Annotated in this window: 22 protein-coding genes and 1 riboswitch; of the genes, 2 read left to right on the top strand and 20 right to left on the bottom strand. The window is 32.3% G+C overall.

From position 1 onward, the window contains the following. Positions 1-98: 98 nt before the first annotated feature. The 6 genes from CD035_RS13465 to cmk all read right to left on the bottom strand — a co-directional run bounded on the left by CD035_RS13465 (position 99) and on the right by cmk (position 5392). Positions 99-824, bottom strand: a complete 726-nt coding sequence (locus CD035_RS13465; RefSeq protein WP_048539776.1) for a hypothetical protein — start codon at positions 822-824, stop codon at positions 99-101. Further along, positions 817-1023, bottom strand: a complete 207-nt coding sequence (locus CD035_RS13460; protein ID WP_025907089.1) for a DUF2768 domain-containing protein — start codon at positions 1021-1023, stop codon at positions 817-819. Before CD035_RS13460 ends, CD035_RS13465 begins: the two co-directional genes overlap by 8 nt. Before the next feature lie 17 nt (positions 1024-1040). Next, complete coding sequence (locus CD035_RS13455; RefSeq protein WP_048539775.1) at positions 1041-2045, bottom strand: NAD(P)H-dependent glycerol-3-phosphate dehydrogenase; 1005 nt, start codon at positions 2043-2045, stop codon at positions 1041-1043. A 19-nt stretch (positions 2046-2064) separates the two neighbouring features. Next, a complete protein-coding gene (der, locus tag CD035_RS13450) occupies positions 2065-3375 on the bottom strand; it encodes a ribosome biogenesis GTPase Der (protein ID WP_025907085.1) in 1311 nt (436 codons plus the stop codon). Positions 3376-3502: 127 nt separating this feature from the next. Beyond that, positions 3503-4660, bottom strand: a complete 1158-nt coding sequence (rpsA, locus tag CD035_RS13445; RefSeq protein ID WP_048539774.1) for a 30S ribosomal protein S1 — start codon at positions 4658-4660, stop codon at positions 3503-3505. A 78-nt stretch (positions 4661-4738) separates the two neighbouring features. Further along, complete coding sequence (cmk, locus tag CD035_RS13440; protein ID WP_025907081.1) at positions 4739-5392, bottom strand: (d)CMP kinase; 654 nt, start codon at positions 5390-5392, stop codon at positions 4739-4741. Between the two features lie 74 nt (positions 5393-5466). Between cmk and CD035_RS13435 the strand changes: the two genes are divergently transcribed. Then, complete coding sequence (locus CD035_RS13435; protein WP_048539773.1) at positions 5467-6435, top strand: asparaginase; 969 nt, start codon at positions 5467-5469, stop codon at positions 6433-6435. Between the two features lie 45 nt (positions 6436-6480). Here the strand turns inward: CD035_RS13435 and CD035_RS13430 are convergent, their stop codons facing one another. From CD035_RS13430 to CD035_RS13410, 5 genes are all read right to left on the bottom strand, one after another. After that, entirely contained in the window at positions 6481-7467 is a 987-nt protein-coding gene (locus CD035_RS13430) for a YpdA family putative bacillithiol disulfide reductase (protein WP_048539772.1), read from the bottom strand. Positions 7468-7887: 420 nt separating this feature from the next. After that, positions 7888-8526 carry a CBS domain-containing protein gene (locus CD035_RS13425; RefSeq protein WP_048539771.1) on the bottom strand — a complete coding sequence of 213 codons (639 nt, stop codon included), beginning with the start codon at positions 8524-8526 and terminating at the stop codon, positions 7888-7890. A 24-nt stretch (positions 8527-8550) separates the two neighbouring features. Next, positions 8551-10059 (bottom strand): LysM peptidoglycan-binding domain-containing protein, encoded by a 1509-nt coding sequence (locus CD035_RS13420; RefSeq protein WP_048539770.1) that lies wholly within the window; start codon positions 10057-10059, stop codon positions 8551-8553. Positions 10060-10145: 86 nt separating this feature from the next. After that, positions 10146-11519: a RecQ family ATP-dependent DNA helicase gene (locus tag CD035_RS13415; protein WP_048539769.1), complete on the bottom strand. Its 1374-nt coding sequence runs from the start codon at positions 11517-11519 to the stop codon at positions 10146-10148. Then, the gene (locus CD035_RS13410) at positions 11500-12456 is read right to left on the bottom strand and encodes a helix-turn-helix domain-containing protein (RefSeq protein ID WP_048539768.1); all 957 of its coding nucleotides are present in this window, start codon (positions 12454-12456) and stop codon (positions 11500-11502) included. The genes CD035_RS13415 and CD035_RS13410 overlap by 20 nt, the downstream gene beginning before the upstream one ends. A 104-nt stretch (positions 12457-12560) precedes the next feature. On the opposite strand from CD035_RS13410, the gene CD035_RS13405 reads away from it, so the two are divergent. Continuing rightward, entirely contained in the window at positions 12561-12809 is a 249-nt protein-coding gene (locus CD035_RS13405) for a ferredoxin (RefSeq protein WP_016913182.1), read from the top strand. A gap of 41 nt (positions 12810-12850) precedes the next feature. On the opposite strand, the gene CD035_RS13400 is transcribed toward CD035_RS13405, so the two are convergent. The 9 genes from CD035_RS13400 to CD035_RS13360 all read right to left on the bottom strand — a co-directional run bounded on the left by CD035_RS13400 (position 12851) and on the right by CD035_RS13360 (position 21695). Further along, a complete protein-coding gene (locus CD035_RS13400; protein ID WP_048539767.1) occupies positions 12851-13399 on the bottom strand; it encodes an ECF transporter S component in 549 nt (182 codons plus the stop codon). A 78-nt stretch (positions 13400-13477) separates the two neighbouring features. Further along, a riboswitch (FMN riboswitch) is annotated at positions 13478-13607 on the bottom strand. 74 nt (positions 13608-13681) lie between these two features. Beyond that, positions 13682-15424, bottom strand: coding sequence for an ATP-binding protein (locus CD035_RS13395; protein WP_080964635.1), 1743 nt, complete (start codon positions 15422-15424; stop codon positions 13682-13684). After that, positions 15424-16131, bottom strand: a complete 708-nt coding sequence (locus CD035_RS13390; RefSeq protein ID WP_025907062.1) for a response regulator transcription factor — start codon at positions 16129-16131, stop codon at positions 15424-15426. The genes CD035_RS13395 and CD035_RS13390 overlap by 1 nt, the downstream gene beginning before the upstream one ends. 27 nt (positions 16132-16158) lie before the next feature. Continuing rightward, complete coding sequence (gene ccsB, locus CD035_RS13385; protein WP_048539765.1) at positions 16159-17376, bottom strand: c-type cytochrome biogenesis protein CcsB; 1218 nt, start codon at positions 17374-17376, stop codon at positions 16159-16161. Continuing rightward, entirely contained in the window at positions 17369-19012 is a 1644-nt protein-coding gene (gene resB, locus CD035_RS13380) for a cytochrome c biogenesis protein ResB (RefSeq protein WP_048539764.1), read from the bottom strand. Before resB ends, ccsB begins: the two co-directional genes overlap by 8 nt. A 13-nt stretch (positions 19013-19025) precedes the next feature. Next, positions 19026-19562, bottom strand: coding sequence for a thiol-disulfide oxidoreductase ResA (resA, locus tag CD035_RS13375; RefSeq protein ID WP_048539763.1), 537 nt, complete (start codon positions 19560-19562; stop codon positions 19026-19028). A 114-nt stretch (positions 19563-19676) separates the two neighbouring features. Next, on the bottom strand, positions 19677-20414 hold the full coding sequence (locus CD035_RS13370) for a pseudouridine synthase (RefSeq protein ID WP_048539762.1): 738 nt from the start codon (positions 20412-20414) through the stop codon (positions 19677-19679). Further along, complete coding sequence (gene scpB / locus CD035_RS13365) at positions 20414-20974, bottom strand: SMC-Scp complex subunit ScpB (RefSeq protein WP_048539761.1); 561 nt, start codon at positions 20972-20974, stop codon at positions 20414-20416. The genes CD035_RS13370 and scpB overlap by 1 nt, the downstream gene beginning before the upstream one ends. Beyond that, on the bottom strand, positions 20961-21695 hold the full coding sequence (locus tag CD035_RS13360; RefSeq protein ID WP_048539760.1) for a segregation and condensation protein A: 735 nt from the start codon (positions 21693-21695) through the stop codon (positions 20961-20963). Before CD035_RS13360 ends, scpB begins: the two co-directional genes overlap by 14 nt. Positions 21696-21737: the final 42 nt, after the last annotated feature.

The raw sequence follows: 21737 nt of genomic DNA, 5'->3' as shown, positions 1-21737 counted from the left end.
ATGATATGTATAAATACCATTATGATAAGACTTTAACACAACAACCTGTGCCACTGCAACGATTTACAAGCTATAAATACATAATTTCTATATTTTTATTAATATTTTTTCACTTTTGATTTAAAAACAGGCTCATTTTTACTATTTATTGTAAATTCAGGCGAATAAGCCGGTAATATCGGTGAATCTTTGTATAATAAATATCGAATATCTTGACCTGGTTTAGGAAGTGATTTTTCTTTTTTAATTGCTTTTGCTAAATCTAATCTATAATCAATAACAAAATCATTTCCGCCGTTCATATATACTGGTAATCGTTCATTACTATATGGACTTGGAACAGTTGGCTGTTTTTTGAAACCATATTTTTTGTATTCAATTTCATATACATTAGGTGCAACTTTTTTACCTAATTGTAATGGTTTACCTGATGCATCTATTCGAATTCGAATATCTTTTAAGACTTCTGACGTTCTTAAATCGATTAAATGCACTTTAGGGTCTTTGTCGACATCCATGATTACATATTGATAAATACCGCCGTTCTCAAATGAATTACCTGGTAATTGAGATAAGAACTTTGGCTTTAATTTATTAAAGTCAACTGGGTGTTTTAAGTATAATGAATAACTATCATCTCTATCTTTAATAGGTAATAATCCACCACTCGCCTTTTTGTATTCATCTACCGCTGTTTGAACCATACTTAATTGGTCTTTCGCTGGCACTTGGTTTTCTGCTTTCTCTTTATTAGGAAAAGCACAAGCTGACAAAATTAAAGTACTTAATATTAATAAGATCGATATTTTTTTGTAATTATGCATGGCTGGATCCACCTAATACAACAATCATAAAGATACCAGCAATAATAAGAGAAATGACTGCTAAAAACATTGTTATACTACTGATGATTTTATTTTTTAATTTAAATCTTGATAAATATACGAGTATAATTGCCAAAATCATAAAACCAATAGAATAAAATGACACCCACATTAAATCCATTCTTGATATATCAAACATTTAAATACCCCTCTTGCTTAAATATTCTCTGACTTTTTGTCACGTTCCATAAGATCTTTGACACCTTCAGAAACTGGATAATCTTCGAATAACACTTTATATAACCCTGATGTTATTGGCATTTCAACATCATATTCTTTTGCTAAGTTGTATGCAGCTTCTGTTGTTCTTACTCCTTCGACGACCATATTCATTTCTTCTAATGCTTCGTCTAATGTAGCCCCTTTACCAAGCATATTTCCGCATTTCCAATTTCGTGAATGTACAGATGTACAAGTAACGATTAAGTCACCGATACCACCAAGACCTAAGAACGTCATAGGATCAGCGCCCATTTTAACACCTAATCGTGTTATTTCAGCTAAACCTCTCGTCATAAGTGCTGCTTTCGCATTGTCACCATATCCAATGCCATCAGTTATACCAGCAGCAAGTGCAATAATATTTTTTAACGCGCCTCCTATTTCAATACCGACAAGATCATTGTTCGTATATACACGGAAATAATCCGTCATAAATAAATCTTGAGCTAAGCGCGCAACTTCTTCGTTTTCAGATGATACTGAAACTGTTGTTGGATGTTTAATCGCAACTTCTTCTGCATGACTTGGTCCTGATAATACAGCGATACCGCCATTTATTTTGCTATCGATTGATTCATCAATCATTTCAGAAATACGTTTGAAAGTACCAGGTTCGATACCTTTAGATACATGGATGAATACTTTTTTGCCATAAGCGATTTCATTAATGTTTTCACTCACTTCACGAATGGCTTTTGTCGGAACAGCTATAATAAAGATAGATGCATGATGGACAGCATCTTTTAAATCAGTTGTTGCTTTAATATTTTCATTTAAAGTGATTTCTTTTAAATATTTTGTATTCTTATGTTCCTTGTTGATTTCGTTAATTGTCGTTTCAGTCTTACCCCACATTAATACATTATGTTGGTTGTCTGCTAATACATTTGCTAAAGCAGTACCCCAACTTCCTGTACCAAACACAGTTATATTTGTCATAGTTATCAATCCTTTGATATTAGTTTCTTTTTCTTGAGATTAAATGAACTGGTGTACCTTCATAACCGAACGCATCTCTTATACGATTTTCTAAGAAACGTTTGTAAGAGAAATGCATTAATTCAACATCATTAACAAATATTACAAATGTTGGCGGTTGAATCGCTACTTGTGTTGCATAGAAAATGTTTAACCTTCTACCATTATCAGTAGGCGTTGGATTCATCGCAACAGCATCTGTAATAACTTCATTAAGTGTAGAACTTTGTACACGTTTACGATGGTTTTCATCTGCCATCGTAATTAATGGGAATAATGTTTTTAAGCGTGATTTTTCTAAAGCTGATACGAAAGCAATTGGTGCATAATCTAAGAATTGGAAGTTATCTCTTACCTTTTCTTCAAACTTCTTCATTGTTTTAGAATCTTTTTCAACCGTATCCCACTTATTTACAACAATGACAATTGCTTTACCGGCTTCATGCGCATATCCAGCAACTTTTTTATCTTGTTCAATGATGCCTTCTTCAGCGTCGATAACAACAAGTACGACATTAGAACGTTCGATGGCTTTTAAAGCACGTAATACTGAATATTTTTCAGTACTTTCGTATACTTTACCTTTCTTTCTCATGCCTGCAGTATCAATTAATACATATTCTTGATCATCATAAGTATAAATTGTATCGATTGCATCTCTAGTTGTACCAGCAATTGGCGAAACAATGACACGTTCTTCTCCAAGAATAGCATTGATTAAACTAGATTTACCCACGTTTGGTCGACCGATTAGTGATAGTCTAATTGTCTCATCATCATAATCTGGTTCGTCATCTTCAGGGAAATGTTTAGCTGCTTCATCTAATAAGTCACCTAAACCTAGTCCGTGTGAACCTGAAATTGGGAATGGTTCACCAAATCCTAATGAATAAAAGTCATAAATTTCACTACGCATTTCTGGATTATCAATTTTATTGACTGCTAATACGACAGGTTTATTTGATTTGTATAATATTTTAGCGACCATTTCATCAGCTTGAGTTACGCCTTCACGGCCGTTAACCATAAAGATAATAACATCCGCTTCATCAATTGCTACTTCTGCTTGTGCTCTTATTTGTTGTTGGAAAGGTTCATCACCTAAATCTATTCCACCTGTATCTATTAAGTTGAAGTCATGTGTTAACCATTCTCCACTTGAATATATTCTATCTCGCGTTATACCTGGTGTATCTTCAACGATAGATACCCTCTCGCCTATAATTCTATTAAAAATTGTAGATTTCCCTACATTTGGTTTACCTACAATTGCTATAATGGGTTTCGTCATAAACCTACTTCCTCTCTTTCATAATCCTTTCTATTTTAACATATGATGACTGTTTAGCCTATCGAATTAAAAAACTAAAAAAGACTGAAACATTTCATTATGTTCCAGTCTCTTATATATACACATATTATAATTTAAAATCTTTTAATTTATCTCCGAAGACATCACCTAAAGTAGGATTGTCATCATCTGTATCTTGTTGGTTTAAATATGATTCATCAAAATCAGTTTCTTGTTCGATTGTATCTTTAATAGATAAAGAAATTCTTTCTTCATCTTTATCGACAGCTAGAATTTTCACTTGTACATCTTGTCCTTTTTCTAATACTTCGTCAGGATTACCGATGTGTTCGTGGCTGATTTGAGAAATATGAACTAAACCTTGTAAGCCAGGCGCAATTTCTACAAATGCTCCAAATTGAGCTAAACGCACGACTTTACCTGGTACGATATCACCAACAGTAAATTGTGAATCGATTTGTTCAAATGGGCTTGGTAACGTATCTTTAATAGATAAAGAAATTCTTTCTGCTTCTCTGTCAACAGCACGTACCTTAACTTTAACTGTATCGCCAACTTTTACGACTTCGTCAGGTGATTTAACATGATCGTGAGATAACTCAGATACATGTACAAGTCCATCTACGCCACCTAAGTCAATGAATGCACCAAAGTTCGCAATTCTAGCGACAGTACCTTCTAATACGTCACCTTGTGAAATATTATTGAGTAAATCTTCTTTTTTAGAACTTAATGCTTCTTGTTCAACTTTCTTGTGACTTAAAATGACTCTGTTGTTTGTTTGATCTAACTCTTCAACTTTAAGTGTTAATACTTTACCTAAATAGTCAGAGAAATCATCAATATAGTTCACAGAGATTAATGAAGCTGGAATAAAGCCTCTAATACCAGCATCAACGACTAAACCGCCTTTAACAACTTCAGTTACTTCAGCTTCGATTGTGTCGTCATCTTCTAAAATCTTTTGTAACTTTTCGTATGATAGATTTTCATCTAATTTACGTTTCGATAATATATAATGACCACTTTCATCAGTTTGTTCGATTTTAGTTACGAATGCTTCGATTTCATCACCAATATTGACGACTTCGTTAGCTGTTTCGATGTGTTGAGTTGACAGTTGGCTAATTGGAATGATGCCATCAAATTTACCACCCACTATATGCACAACTACATGTTTATCTTCTACTTGTTGTACAGTACCCTTAACTTTGTCACCTTCTTGCACTTCATTTATCATGGATTCGTTGAATTCTTCCGTCATCAAAATTGCCTCCTTTAAATAAATATCATAATAATAACTTCTTATAAAGCGGCTAAATTGTCAAGAAATTCGAACTATTTAGACCATTTTGCTTTTTGCAAGTTCGACAATCTTATTTGTCACTTCTTCAATTGACAATCCAGTTGTATCGATACTAATAGCATCTTCTGCTTTCACTAAAGGTGAGATTTCACGATTCATATCATATTGGTCACGACGTTCAATATCAATCTTTAATGATTCGATATCAGATTCGATGCCACGTAATTCATTATCTTTAAATCTTCTAATAGCACGCTCTTCAACTGATGCTATCATGTATACTTTTAATTCTGCATCAGGTAATACTGTTGTACCGACATCTCTACCATCCATTACGACATTTTTCTCATCTGCTAATCTTTGTTGTTCTTCTACTAAAAATGTTCTTACAGGTTCTTTTGAGGCCACATATGAAACTTTTTCGGTTACATCATTTTCTCTGATTCTTTCTGAAACATCTTTACCGTTTAAAATAACACGTTGACCGTTATCTAATACGATTTTTAAGTCAATTTCTTTAACAAGATGATCAAAGTCTTCTGAGCCTTGCTCAATATAATAAAGTGTAATCGCTCTATACATAGCGCCTGTATCCACATATATCATATTAAAATGTTGCGCTACGAGTTTAGCGATTGTACTTTTACCAGCTGCTGCTGGACCATCTATTGCTATATTTATTTTTTTCATTTGTATAACCTCTCTTGTTCTTTAATCTTATATATTTTATCATAAATTATAATCATATGAATAGGAGGAAAGAAATGAAGAGAATATTAGTTATACATACTGGTGGAACAATTAGTATGTCTGAAGATAAAGATACAGGTAAAGTAGAAACAAATGCTGAACATCCGATGCATAGACATCAAGCATTTATACAATCTCTAGGTGATATTACAGAAATAAATCCATTCCAAGTACCTTCCCCACATATGAATAATCAATATATTAATCAATTGAAAGATATTATTACGCAATCAATTGAACGGGATGAATATGATGCATTTGTGATTACACATGGAACAGATACTTTAGAAGAAACGGCGTATTTACTAGATTTAACAATAGATACGAACTTACCTATTATTTTAACAGGTGCCATGAGATCTTCAAATGAAATAGGTTCGGATGGATTATACAATTATGTTTCAGCTTTAAAAGTAGCATCTACAGATGATGCGCAAAATAAAGGGGTTATGGTTGTATTCAATGATGAAATTCATACAGCTAAAAATGTAACCAAAACACATACGTCAAACACGAGTACTTTCCAAAGTCCTAACTATGGACCGATAGGCAGTGTTACAAAGACGCATGTCATATTCCATCATCAACCTTTTCCATATAAAAAATATCCAAACATCAATCCGAATATCAAAATAGGTATTGTAAAAGCTCACATGGATCTATCAAGTGATTTATTAGATTTCTTTGTAGAAAAACAATACGACGGTTTAATTATTGAAGCGCTAGGTCAAGGCAACATGCCACCAACTTCATTACAAGGTATTCAGAACTTGCTCGATGCTGATATTCCGGTTGTAATGGTTTCACGTTCATTTAATGGAATTGTAGGAGGTATTTACGCATATGAAGGTGGCGGATACCAACTTCAACAAATGGGCATTATATTATCAAATGGATTAAATGGACAGAAAGCACGTCTTAAACTACTTGTTGGTTTAAGTAATCATTTATCTAAAGAAGATTTAGTTGAATATTTTGCATAAAAAATAACCATGTTACTGGCTAATTGTCCAATAACATGGTTGTTTTTATGATTCTAGAGGCGTTTGCTTTTTTCTTTCAATATCTTGAGCAATTGTGCCACCATGGAATTTACCATTTTCTATAAATATCGTGTTAGCATCGTTACCAGCAGCTATAACACCAGCGATATATAAATTCTCAACATTCGATTCCATTGTATCTTTATTATATGAAGGTGCAGTTCCAAATTCATTTGTAATTGTTTCTACGCCACAAGATTCTAGGAATTTATAATCAGGATGATAACCGATCATTGCAAAGACAAAGTCATTTTTAATAGTATATGACTTACCTTCTTTATTGAATGTAAGCGTGTCTTCATCGATACGTTCAACTTCACTGTTAAAATGCATCGTGATTTTTTCATGTTTTGCTAATGATTCAAAGTTAGGTAATATCCATGGTTTAATGCTTTTAGAGTATTCTGATCCACGGTATAAGACTGTTACATTTGCCCCAGCTTTTTCTAATTCAATTGCTGCATCTACAGCTGAATTCTTGCCGCCAATAATAACAACGTCTTGATTAAAGTACGGGTGAGCTTCTTTGAAATAATGCATCACTTTACTTAATTCTTGACCTTCTACTTCTAATTCATTTGGTTGACCGTAGTAACCAGTAGCAATTGTTAAGAATCTAACTTTATACGTTTGTTTAGTCGTTGATACTAAAAATCTATTATCAACCTTTTTAACAGCTAATACTTCTTCAAAAGTTCTTACATCAAGTTGGTGATGTTTAACAACTTCTCTATAATAAACGAGTGCTTGATTTCTTTTAGGTTTTAAATCTTCAACGATAAATGGTACATCACCAATACCAAGTTTATCACTAGAAGAAAAGAATGTTTGATGAGTAGGATAATGATAAATGGCATCTACAACATTACCTTTTTCAATCACGACAGCATTAATACCTTTTCTCTTCTGTTCGATTGCTGCACTCAATCCACAAGGGCCACCACCGATTATTAAGCTTTCATATTCTTGCATGTACTTTCACTCCTTATAATATCCTCAATCATTATATCAATAATGAGAGATTAGTAAAATAAAATGAAACTGAATATATGAAAAGATTGGGATTGAGAATGGCTAGGTGTTATTAGCAGTTTTGGTAAGAAGTGCAAATACTGGGGTCGTTATTAACAGTTTCGGTAAGAAGTGCAAATATTGGTGCCGTTAGTAACACTTCAGCCGAGTTTTGTAACTAAGGCTGCCCATAGTAACACTTCGGCCGACTATTGTAACTATAGCTGTCCTTAGTAACATTTCGGCTGACTTTTGTAACTAAGACCCTCGTTACGAACAAGTTTAGGCAGAAGTGTTCAAAAAGGCTGCCACACCACCATATTCAACACCACTAAAATGAAAAGAACCTGAACAATGCACATGTTCAGGTTCTTACTAAATTTATTCTTCTGATACATCAAGTACTTTGAAACCATTTTTTCCTAAATACTTAATGAATTTGTCTAAATTATTTGTTTTCTCAACTTTGATGATCATTCTGCGATACATTTTATCTGTTTCATCAAATGTTACAAATGAAATTGTGTTGAGCTTGAATTTCGCAATGATACTTGATAATCGTTTAATTCTGCCTTCAGCTTCTAAAGAAGTAATCGCAATACGGATTCCTTTTTGTTTCATGCCGAATGCTGATTTAAATTGTTCCATAACATCATATCTTGTTACGATACCAAGAAAATCTTTCTCATCATTTACAACTGCTAATATTGGAAAATCTTGCAGATTAAGTAGTGATTCTTCTACTACTTGGTTTGCATTTAATGAATGTAAATCTAACGTTAAGATTTCTTCAATTTTAGTACTTTCAATAAATTCATCCCTTGAGACATTTTCTTTTTTGAAGAAGTAATGTCTAAAAATACTATATCTCGTGATCATTCCAATATACTTTCCATCAGCAACTACTGGTAACCCATCTATACCATGATGTTCTAATTTATCAAGTGCTGAGTGAATGGTATCTTTCGGATTCGCGATATAACATTTTTCTTTTGGTATCATAATGTTCGTTAAATACATAAAGCCATCCCCTTTTGTTTATGTCTATGGTATTACTAAATTCTGACCTTGAGATATTTCATTGCCAGAAATACCATTTGCTTGTCTAATTTTTTCTACATTCTCTGGTGATCCACTACCATAATATTGTATCGCAATACGGTATAAGTTTTCTTTACCAGTTACAGTATGTGATTCTTGAGACTGATTTTGGTTTTGATTACTTTGTGTATTTTGATTTGTTTGGTTGTTAGCTGCATCATCAGCTGCATTTTGTACATCTTCATTACTTGCGCTATCACTAGATTGATTTACGCTATCCTCACTGTTTTGATCTTGGTTGCTTTGACTATCTTCATTACTATTTGCGTTTGAATCTGAGTTACTTTCGTCTGAACTATTTTCAGAAGCATTATTTGAGTCGCTTGAATCACTGTTTTTGTCAGAGTCTTCATTTGATTCTTTAGCTTTGTCATTCGCTTTATCTTCATTTTCTTTTTTAGCTCTATCTTTTTCAGCTTGTTCATCAGCTTTTTTCTTAGCGTCACTATTAGTTTGCTCTGTTTTTTCAGCAATTTCTTTACCATTATCTTTATTTGCACCATTTAAGTACATACCTAAGAATAAGGCAAGTGCACCAAGTATAAGTATTGCAGCTATTATTGGAACAAGTGCTTTCTTGAATTTATTTGAGTTGTTATCATCACCGTTTTGTCCACCACTACCATTACTTGGTGGTGTACCTCCACCGGCTGATCCGCCTCCTGTAGCGCCTGCTGCGCCAGCGCCAACTGCTCCGGCACCCGCTGCTGCTGCACCTTTTTTGTTTTTAGATTGCTTATCTTTGTTATCTTTACTGTTTGATTCTTGTTTGTTGTTATTATTTGATGAAGCAGATGCTGCTACACCAGCACCAACTGCGGCAGCTCCAGCAGCTGCACCTTTTTTACCGTTTGACTTGTCTTTTTGAGACTCTTTTTTGTTTTGATCTTTAGGATTATTCTGTTTTGCAGAATTACTTGCGGCACTTGCGCCAGCACCAGTAGCAGCTGCGGCACCTGCAGCTTTTTTATGATCATTTTGTTCTTTAGGTTGTTGATCCTTAGATTCGGGTTTATCTGTTAAAGATCTTTTTTGTTTTGGTTTATTATTTTGAGTGTTTTTATTGGCGTTAGCAGCACTTGCGCCTGCTGCTCCAGCACCAACTGCACCTGCAGCGCCCGCTGCACCAGCTTTTTTAGACGACTTATCTTCATTATTTGGTGTTTCTGAAGCTTTAGGTGTTTCTTGTTTAGGTAGTTCTTCTTTTGATTTCTGTTTACTAGCTTCTTCTTTTCTACGTTGTCTTCTAAGCGCGCCTCTTGGTGGGTATTGTTGTTCTTGTTTACTTTGTTCTTTCTTATCTTCTTTTTGGTTGTCTGTTTCTTTTCGATTTGGCTGACTTTGATCGTTTACCTCTTCGTTGTTACTTTCTACTTCTTGTGTCTTGTCTTCAGGTCGTTCTATCTTTTGACGACTTTTTTCGAATTCGTCTTTAAAATTATCTTTAGACAATAAACTCACCTCATCATTATCTTTTTGTATATATTGAATTATACTTTATTATATCCTTGTTGAACTTACCAAGTAAAGCAATCCTATTAAAATATTGCATTTAATCTATTTTTATAAGAGGTTTTGTATTTGACTTCTTTTATATTTTGTAATTTTAATAAATTTGCATTCTTACAATTGTCACAACAATGATTATCTTGAGTCACATGTTCATTAAAATAGCTCATTAAATACGTGCGTCTACATGTATCGATTTGAATATAATTTCTCATAAAACTAAATGCATATTGTTTTTGGTTCTGCTCAGCTTGGATTTTCTCTTTTAATTGGTTAAGTGGATATAATTCAAGAAGATACTGGATATTTTTAGATATCTCCTCATTTAGTTGATACCCTTGTTCGAATAAATTAAGCATATCTATATCAATTCCATGCTCATTAGCTAAATGGCTTAAAATATGAATATCACTTGATGTAAATAAACTAATTGCTTGAGAAGCTTCGCCATCACGCCCTGCACGTCCTACTTCTTGTACATATTTTGAAGGTGATGTAGGTAAATGGTAATGAATAACGGTTCGTACATCTTGTTTATTAATACCCATTCCAAATGCACTTGTGGCGACGATGATTTTAATATCATTATTAATAAACTGTGTTTGTACAGTTGTTCTTTCTTGGTAGTTTAAATCTCCGTGATAAATCCCTGTTAAAAATCCTTCTTTATAAATCAATTCAGCTAATTCATGACATTTCTTCTTAGATGACACATAGATAATGGTTGGTCCTGAGTCTTTTATAGTGTCTAATAGATAATGATCTTTTTCTTTTTCATCATCAAAATTAACATGATGGTACATAATATTTGAACGATTGAGTCCTTCTTTATGTATTTTAAATTGGCGCTTTGTAATCACTTCTATATCTTGCATCATCTTTTCTGTCAAAGTCGCAGATAACGCGATAACTTGTGCTTGGTTAAAGTATTGTGTGACTTTTGAAATCAGTGCATAATGTGGCCTAAAATCAAAGCCCCATTCACTTAGACAATGTGCTTCATCTAAGACAATATATTTAAAACCAATAGATTTAAAGCGTTTAAAATTATGTTCTTCATATATAAATTCCGGGCTACAAAATATAAATTGATAATTTGATAAGTTTCTAAATATGTCTGTCCTTTCTTTTTTATCAATAGCAGAATGGATCGCAACAGCATTCTTCTCACCATTTAATTTCATTTGAACGACTTGATCATCCATTAAAGAAATAAGTGGAGAAATAATGAGCACTCTGCCCCCTGTTATATAAGCTGGCAATTGATAACACAAACTTTTCCCAGCGCCAGTTGAAAGGATGCTCAACACATCATGGCCGTCTAATATGTTTTGGACTGTTTCCTCTTGCCCACTTCTAAAATCATCATATCCAAAATACTTTTTAAGTTCTTGTTGTAGCATTTAATCCCTCCATTGCATACAAAACATACATGAGTTTGATTTCGAAATATGTAAAATCATTTAACGCTTCATAGTAAAATTTTAAATTTTGATTAGGTGTTTGTTGAATAACTTCTACAAATCTTGCGTATTGGTCATCACTAATATATAAATTCTTATCATTTAAATAACCTTTAATGTACATCTCTATAATATGGTCGTGAATTGTATGTGTCTTAACACGTTTGATATTTGCGAGTTGATCCATATCATATGTGCGATTTAATAATTCATATGTAGTGAACGTTTGTTGGTTTAACATCGGTTGATAGTTAATCTGAGATAATATTGGATAACGTTCTTTATTTTGTATCGCTACTTGGATAAATTGATATTCTTCTACTAAATGTTCTCTTAAATCCATTATACCAATTTCTTCAATCAATGAAATTTGTTCAATTGTATAAGGCGTTTCTCGAAAACCAGCTAATAAATAGTGAATATATATTGTTTGGAAGTATGTATTCATGTCTTCAAATAACTGATAAATTTCTTCTATAAAATGATCTTCACCTATTTCTTTAATAAGTACATAAATTTCTTTAGCTTTAAATTGTATCTCTTTATCATTGATGATCGGTTGATACGTTAAATGGTTATGCTTTTTTTGACTAATCATCTGAGTTAATAATAAGATTGTATTAACAGATTGAATGGCCTGACTATAGAAAAAGTCGCCTATAATTGGCTCATCAATATGTTCTATAGGTTCGTTAATAATTTGTTCGAATTGTTCAAATTTCAAATTTGGCAAACAGCCATAATACAATTTTAAATGTTCAATCGTTGCATCAAAATATGTTTGATGGGTCTTTTTACCGATTAAAATATTATAAATACTTTTATCAGTTTTGTTTTCATGCTTTATGGAAAGGGTTTTCAGTATAATCTGTTTCAAATAAGTCACCTCAAATAACATAAATATGTTGAAATATATAAGTGTTATCACTAAAATAAGTATGTATAATAAGTGTAGCATGTTTTTTAAAGGAGGCGAAAATTTTGGCTAAATACACAATAGTAGATATGGATACATGTATAGCATGTGGCGCATGTGGAGCAGCTGCCCCTGATATATACGACTATGATGATGAGGGAATCGCCTACGTAATACTAGACGACAATAAGGGAATCGAAGCTGTCCCAGAGGAATTATTAGAAGATATGGAAGATGCTTTCGAAGGTTGTCCGACAGATTCAATTAAAATAGCAGATGAATCATTCGACGGAGACGCACTTAAGTTCGAATAATATATATGAGAAAGGCTAGGACGCGAGGTCCTAGCCTTTCTTTATTTTATAATAGATTTAAGTTTATCAAATATTAAAATGTATATGACTGAAATGACAATACCTTTAATTAAATTGAATGGAATAATACCGGCAGATACGATTAATTTTAAATTATGTGCGATATCTGCAAGATTCATAATTTGTCCGTATAAAGGTAATAGAACAAAGTAATTCATTAAACTCATAAGTATTGTCATCAAGATTGTACCAACTGCTAATCCATATCCCATAAATAATTTTGTTTTTTTCATGCGATAGAAATAATAAGTCGGAATTACGAGACATATTGATGCTAAAAAGTTAGCCGTATTTCCAATCGGTTCATGAGACACAATTAAGAAATTCAATACGTTTTTAAATAATGCTACTAATATACCTGAAACTGGACCAAACGCAAATGTTGCGACAAGCACAGGAATATCACTGAAATCCATTGTTAAATATGGTGGTAAAAATGGTAATGGAAATTTCAAAAACATCAAAATAAAGCTGATTGCGATGAGCATACTTACAGTGAGTAAGCGTTTTGTTTTGTTATCGTTAGACATATAAATACCTCCTATTCATCTCGTAAGAATAGGAGGAAAAATTATCGCAAAATAAACCTAGTCAAGACTAGATTTTCCCTCCATCTTCTCCCATCCAGACTTTAACTGTCGGCCTTAGAATTTCACTAAGTCAGCCAATATACATACATATATTGGGTCGCGGGCTTTAACCGCCGGTATGGAATTACACCAAACCCCGAAGATGAATTTTTTATTTAGTTTTAATTACAAAATATATATTAGCACATTGGTCAGGTATTTTCATCTAAATAACTCAACAATTTAAACTTTTGGTAAAGTTATTGTAAATTGAGTACCTTCACCCTCTTTACTATCAACTTTAATCGTACCATGATGTGCATCTATAATTTTTTGGACGATAAAGAGGCCAAGTCCTGTTCCGTGTTTACCTCTCGTGCGAGAAGCGTCAACTTTATAAAAACGATCAAATATTTGTTCTAAATGTTCCTTAGCAATACCTACGCCACTATCTTGGACAGTTATAACAAAGTCTTCTTCATCTGTATCATCAAAGACGACATTAATAGAATCATTTTGATGTGTGTATCTAATCGCGTTATCGATTAAATTTGTTAAAATCTGCTCGACACGATCACTATCACCATACCAATTTGTAAGATTTCCAATATGTTTAACGGATAAATTCAAACCATTTTCTCTTGCTTGTGGTAAGAATTTAGTATCAATTTTGTTCATTAATGTAGAAATATTAAAGTCATCTAAATGAACTTTAATACCTTCAGCATCCATTTTTGCGACTTCTAATAATTCATTTATCAATCTACTTAGTCTTTTAGACTCATCTAAAATAATATATAAGAAATCATCTACATCTTTCTTCTCTGTTACAATACCATCAACAATTGCCTCAGTATAACCTTGTAACATAGAAATTGGTGTTCTTAATTCGTGTGAAACACTTGCGATAAAGTCTTTTTTCATTTGATCCATATGGTGTTCGTCTGTCATATCACGAATGATTACGACTATACCTGATGAACCATCATTTTGAATACTATCGATATATGTTGATATCACGACATAATATTTATGACCCAATTCGTATTCGAAAAACTGCGTATTCTTTTCTTTAAATGTGTCATTTCTTTGAGTAGATATATCAACATGATTAAACTCTTTTACTTCTTTTAAGAATGTGTCAGCTTTGGAGTTAGAAATAATGATTTCATTCTTATCATTGATGCCTAGCACACCATCTATCATTGAATTAATGAGTTTTTCTTGTATATTATTTTTTGATTTAACATCATCTATGTTAGTACGTATATCTTTACTCATTTTATTAAATGCTAAACCGAGCTCGCCTATTTCATCACGCGTATAAATTGGTACTTTTTCAGTATAGTGACCTTTAGCAACTTTAAAGGCAGCATGTTTCAGTTGAATTAAAGGTTTCGTTATTCTGTTTGAAAGGAAGAATGCAAAGACCGTACTCACGATTAATAATATAATGGCTGAAACAAGTATACTAAGTGTGACGACATTTTGAGCTTCTTTAATAGAATTGATATCTTGGAATAAAAAGATACCTGCATCTTCTTCAGGAAAAGCTTGAGAAGGATATCCTAATAAAATATATTGATGTTTTTCACTGTTATAAGTTAAATTGATTTCTTTCAATACATGTTTATCTTCGTTAAACACTTTATCGAATGCATGATTTGTTCTAATCTCGTTGATCATAACTTCTTTTAACGGATCTTCAGACTTTGCTGTTAGATCATCGCTATTTTTAACGATAATGAGTCCGGCTGGATCTTCAACGAGTTCTCTTGCATAATCGATAGCTGAAGCTTTTTCATGTGAACTCAGTAATAAACGTTCTATTTTGCTTGCATTATTATACAAATTTTCACCTGTAGTAGATGTATTATAAGATTGTAAGAAAGTTATAAGAAATCCGCTTAATAAAAGTAAAACTGTCGTTACTATTAAAATAATAGATAACCACAGTTTTACAACAACACTATTTAACCGATTCATTATTCAGGAACCTCAAACTTATAACCGACGCCCCATACAGTATGAATCATTTGTGCAGCATCTTCAGAAACTCTATTTAACTTTTCACGCAATCTTTTAACATGCGTATCAACTGTTCTTAAATCACCATAAAATTCATAGTGCCAAACTTCTTTTAACAGTTGTTCTCTATCAAATACTTTATCAGGTGATTTTGCTAAATATAATAATAATTCATACTCTTTAGGCGTTAAATTCACTTCTTTTTGATCTGCTAATACACGATGTGCGTCATTATCAATGACTAAGTTTTCAAATACAATTAAATCTTTAGCTGTATTAGTTTGATTAACCATTGAATGATTCGTTGTACGTCTTAGTAATGCTTTTACACGTAAGACAACTTCTCTAGGTGAAAATGGTTTGACGATATAATCATCTGCCCCAATTTCAAAACCTTCAACGCGATTATTTTCTTCACCTTTAGCTGTTAGCATAATAATAGGTGTTGATTTTGTTTCTCTTACTCTCTTACAAACTTCAATTCCATCTATTTCAGGTAACATTAAGTCTAACAATATGCAGTCATAATCTTCATTTAAAGCTTTATCTAAGGCATCTTGGCCATTATCCGCTTCATCAGTCTCATAACCTTCTCTTTCGAGATACATTTTAACTAATTTTCGAATTCTATCTTCATCATCTACTACTAAAATACGATCTGTCATGCTTCGTTGACTCCCTTCTAGCATTTTTTAAGCATAAGAATGTAAACCAGCTACTATTAAGTTAACGGCAATAACATTAAATAGAATGATTGCAAGGCCACCAACAGCTAACCATGCTGATTTTCTGCCTTCCCAACCTTTACCTAATCTTAAATGTAAGAATATCGCATAATATAAGAATGTTATAAGCGCCCAAACTTCTTTAGGATCCCAGCCCCAATATCTACTCCAAGCCATTTGTGCCCAGATACTAGCGAATAATATTCCGCCAAGTGCAAATAATGGGAAGCCAATGATTACTGAACGATATCCTATTTCATCCATCAAGGATAGATTGACTTTTTTCGTAAGTGGTTTGATAAGACTAAACAAAGTCTTGCCTTTCAAAATCAATCTTAGTATACCATACAAGACCGTACCAACTACAATTGACCAAACGACTGTGTTTAATTTTTGTGAATTGATAACAGCAGGTAATTCAATCTTGCTCCATTTTAAGATATCTGTTCTTTCTTTTGGTTCATAATCACTACCAGAAACATGATCTACAAGTAAACTATCTTGTTGTGTTACAAATGCTGGAAGATGATAATGTTGAACAGAGTTATTATCATTTTTATCGATAAAGAAATAAGTGTCATCGTAACCAACGATATCTTTCATAATAATCGTTGTTAATATAAACCCAATTACAATAACAATGAAATACATAATGACTTCTACAAAGAAACTATGTATAGATTTTTCTTCTGGACTAACAGCTGCAAATAAATAAATTAATCCTGCTATACAGCTGATTGATAAAATACCATATGAAATCGTTACTGTTATAACGTGAATTGCTAACCAACTAGATTGTAACGCAGGAATTAACGGCGAAACATCTCTAGAGAACATACTTGCATATGCAATTAACAACATCGCAATTGGTAATACGAATAGCGCTAAAATAGGTGTCTTATATATAGAGTAAATAACGAGGAAGCCACCTACCATCATAATGCCAAACATCGTTAAGAATTCATACATATTACTTACTGGTGCATGTCCCGCAGCAATCCATCTAGTAATAAAGTATAGAATTTGTAATACAAAGCCGATGACAGTTAATGTCACCCCTACTTTTTCTGCTCTTTTCTTAGGTGAACGGATTGAAAATGAATATGGGACAATCGCAACTAAGTATAAAATAAATGCAGAATATAAACTAATATTACTAATATTTAAAAACATATCTTTATCCATTGTTTGCCTCCTTACTTTCGTGAATGTCTTGTTTAGTATCTTCTATATGTGAAATGTGATGTTTATCTAAGACTTGGTTAATCTCTTTTGAGAAACCATAATAATTCTTATTTGTATGTGCAGCGATATTAAATTCACCGTTATCAGTATTAATCCAAATACGTCTATGGTTAATATATGATCCAACTGCTAAACCTAATAAGAAGATAACGAAACCTGTAAATAATATTGGAAGTGTTAAGTCTTTCTTCACTGCCAACACTGTTGCCCATTGATTTGTTGCATTCGCAAATTTCACATCGTATTTATTATCTTTAGATATATCTTGTGATTCTTTAATTCTTAAGAAACTAAATTCTGATTGTTTACCTTTATCAGTTACTTCAAACACAAAAGCTGGATTATTTGGATTTGGAGATTTAGTTGCAAGTACACCATTTTCTATTTTTTCGTAATCGGGTGCATAACTTCTTAACTTAACTGTTAAATCATCTGTTATTTTATAAGTCTTTTTCGGACTTTCCAAATTAACTGTAAATGGTTTTCCTAAAGGTTTACCATCTTTTGTTTTTAAGTTAAATGTCATATCTTTTAACAACGAGTTGTCAAAGCTACTTTGATAAAATTGTAAGTGATCATATTTCAACGGATGATTGACTTTAATTGAATCTGAAGCGACTTCTTTTAGATTAGCATCTGACCCAATCACTTCTTCTTGACTGTTTTTATACAAAGTAGCTTTTGTTTCGTAGTTCTTAGCAATTTTGTTTAAACTTGGGTCAATTGATTCAGGGTTTGTATTGGATTGAGATTTTTGATCATATTCTTCATATATAAAGTCATTATTTTTTATATAATAGCCTCTATCTGTACCAGGTACTGGTTTAGTTTCTCCTTCTTTCACATAGACCATATCATCTAAGTAAAAGCCTGGTAAGAATCTTAACATTGCCCCAAATAATAAAATGATTAAACCAGTATGGTTGATATAAGGACCGTATCTAGATAAACGTCCTTTTTCAAGTAAGATATGATTCCCATCTTGTTTAACTTTGTATCTTTTATCTTTAAAAGATTGACTTATTTCATCTAGATTAACTTGATCATCTGAATGTGAGTTTAATCTTTGACGTTTATAGAATGAACTGTGCTTTTTCGTTCTTTGATTTTTCAAAGATTTATGTAAAGGTATCCCTCTATCAATACTTGATGTAATAATAGAGAATGCTACTAAACCTAACAGAATTAAGAACCACCATGAACTATATAAATTGTGGAATCCAAGTTTATAATATAGTAATCCTAGAGAACCATAATGTTCATAATAATATTGTTCTGGATTCACATTCATTGGAATGAAATATTCTTGTGGGAATATTGTTCCAATTGAAGCTGCAATAACCGTTAATACGAGTAACGTAACACCTGTTTTGATTGAAGCGAAGAAATTCCATATGCGATCTAATATTGTTCTGTTTTTTGTTTTCGAACGTATCGCTTGCCCATCGTAACGCATAACGTCGGTTGTCTTTTTCTTATCATAGTCGTCATTTATTAAGCGACCACAGTTTAAGCATAATTGAGTTCCTTCTGGGTTCTTATGCCCGCACTCACAAACAATTTGCTTGTTGCTCACTTTAAATCCCCCTCTATTTCACTTTGACCTTTTCCATTTCTTCTATGATTTGCTTTTTAGAAAGTTCACCAGTATGCTTTGTTTTTATTTTACCATCTTTATCAACCGTTATCGTAGTTGGTAATGGATTGATACCATATGCATCTGTTACTAAATTATCGTTATCCATCGCAACTGTGAATGTTGGTGTTTTTTTTAACGAACTTAAATATTGTTTGATTTGTTGAGGATTATTTCTGACATGTATCGCAACGACTTCAACACCTTTGTCTTTGTAGTTTTGATATTGTCTTTCTAACTCAGGCATTTCACGTTTACAAGGTTCACACCAAGTCCCCCAAAAGTTAATTAAAACACCTTTCCCACGTAAGTCTTTTAAATTAACCTTTTTCCCATCAACTGTTTGGAGTTCAAAAAGTGGCGCATCATCTCCAACTTGCGCTACTTTATCTTTATCTTTCGTAAGACTGGACCATACTGTAAATATAATTGCAATTAAGATTACTGCTGTTATAACAATTTGGAGTACAGTCTTCTGTTTTTTTTTCATTTAAAATCCTCCCTAACACAATAAAAAAACCATACATATGCAATGTTATGGTGTTTTGTTTAGTATATCATGACTAAAAAGCAGATTAGTGGCATTATTGTGAACGTTTACAGATTATTTACCTTCTTGTGCCAAATGTCTTAAAACTTTGATTTCATGAGGTGATAATGTTCTGCCCTGACCAGCATTTAAGCCTTTTAAATTAAGTGGACCATATTCTACTCTCGTAAGTTTAATAACCTCATGTCCAAAATGACTAAACATTCTTCTAACCTGTCTATTTCTACCTTCAGTAATCGTAATTTCTACATGCGTTACATTACGCTCTCTGTCTTGACTTTTTACTTTTACAATTGCAGGTTGTGTCAATCCATCTTCTAGTTGTATACCTTTTTCCAATTGTTTTACTTCTTCTCTAAGTAAATAGCCTTTTAATTTTGCTACATATTTCTTTTGAATTTTATAACGAGGATGGGTCATTAAATTTGTAAACTCACCATCATTCGTTAAAATTAATAAACCAGATGTGTCATAATCTAATCTTCCTACTGGGAAAATTCTCGTCTTAATATCTTTAAAATAATCTGTCACCACGGCTCTTCCTTTATCGTCAGATACACTTGTAATCACTTTGGTTGGTTTATGGAATAAAATATATAGCTTATCTGGCATTTCTAATGGAATACCTTCTACTTCGATATAATCAGAATCTTTCACTTTAGTTCCAAGTTCTGTCACTTGTTTATGATTAACATATACAAGTCCTTCTTCTATTAATTTTTCTGCTTTTCTACGTGACGTATATCCACTTTTTGCAATAACTTTTTGTAATCTCTCTAATTCTTCACTCATTATGATTGCTCCTCATTGTTTTGTTTTTCGTTCATGCTACTAAAAAACAAATCCATTTCTTCTTGTTCATTTTCTTCATTTGTTGATTTAGGTAATTCGTCTAAAGAAGTTAGTCCAAATACATTTAAAAAGTAATCTGTCGTATACAATAATTGGCTTCTAGATTGATCATTATGTTTCGATTCAACGACACCTTTAGCAATTAAAGTCTTTACAGATGCATCTGAATTCACACCACGTATCACTTCTATATCGCTTCTTGTAACAGGTTGATTGTATGCAATAATAGATAATGTTTCTAACGCAGCTTGTGATAATTTTGTATTCATATTATCTATCATTAATTTTTCAAGATATTCATGCATAATTGGCTTTGCAGTAAGAATGCATTTATTACCGTAAAAAATAATTTGTAATGTTTCGCGTTCATATTCATTTGCTAAATCTTTTAATTGTGATGGTGTTAATTCTAATAACTCACATAACTGATTGATTTCAATGCCTTCATCACCTAATGAATATAATAATCCTTCTAATAATCCTAATTTACTCACTGACATAATTTACGCCTCGATTTATAGTTATTTCTCCAAATTGATATTGTTGGAATACATCAATTTGTCTTAATTTCATCATTTCCAATATTGCCAAGAACAACGTTACCAATACATTTGTAGATAAATCAGAAGGTAATGTTTCGAAAAATTTATAACTCTTATGATGGGCAAGTTGTGCTTGTATTGAAGCTGTTGCCATTTCAATCGTATAACTATCTTCATTAACTGTGACATTCTGAGGTTTATTAAATCTTTGTCTACGTTTAGTACGTTGGTATGCAATAATTAAATCCGTCATATCTAAATCTAAAGGTGCACGTTTGTCATGAACGGCTTCAAATTTGGATAAATCTGCTGGCTTTTTGATGAATATTTGTTCTCTGTCTTGTTTTTTATGATTTAATAATTCAGCATATTCTTTATAATTTTGGTATTCGATTAATTGTCTAACTAAATCGTCCCTTGGATCATCTTCAAATTCATCAATATCTGATGGTTGTGTAGGTAGTAATAATTTGCTTTTGATCATCAATAACTCTGATGCCATAACTAAATATTCACTCGCTACATTTATTTCTAATATTTTCATTTGATGTATATAACTTAAGTATTGCTCGGTTAGTTCCTTCATTGGAATATCATAAATATCTATTTCGTATTTTTGTATTAAATGAAGTAATAAATCCAAAGGTCCTTCAAAGGCATCAAGTTTTACTTCATACATTTAAAACTTCCTCATTTCTATTCCTTTTACGTGCATAAATCT

It is taken from the genome of Mammaliicoccus sciuri (assembly GCF_002901825.1).
GTDB classification, from domain to species: domain Bacteria; phylum Bacillota; class Bacilli; order Staphylococcales; family Staphylococcaceae; genus Mammaliicoccus; species Mammaliicoccus sciuri.
This window is presented reverse-complemented; position numbering and strand designations above follow the sequence as displayed.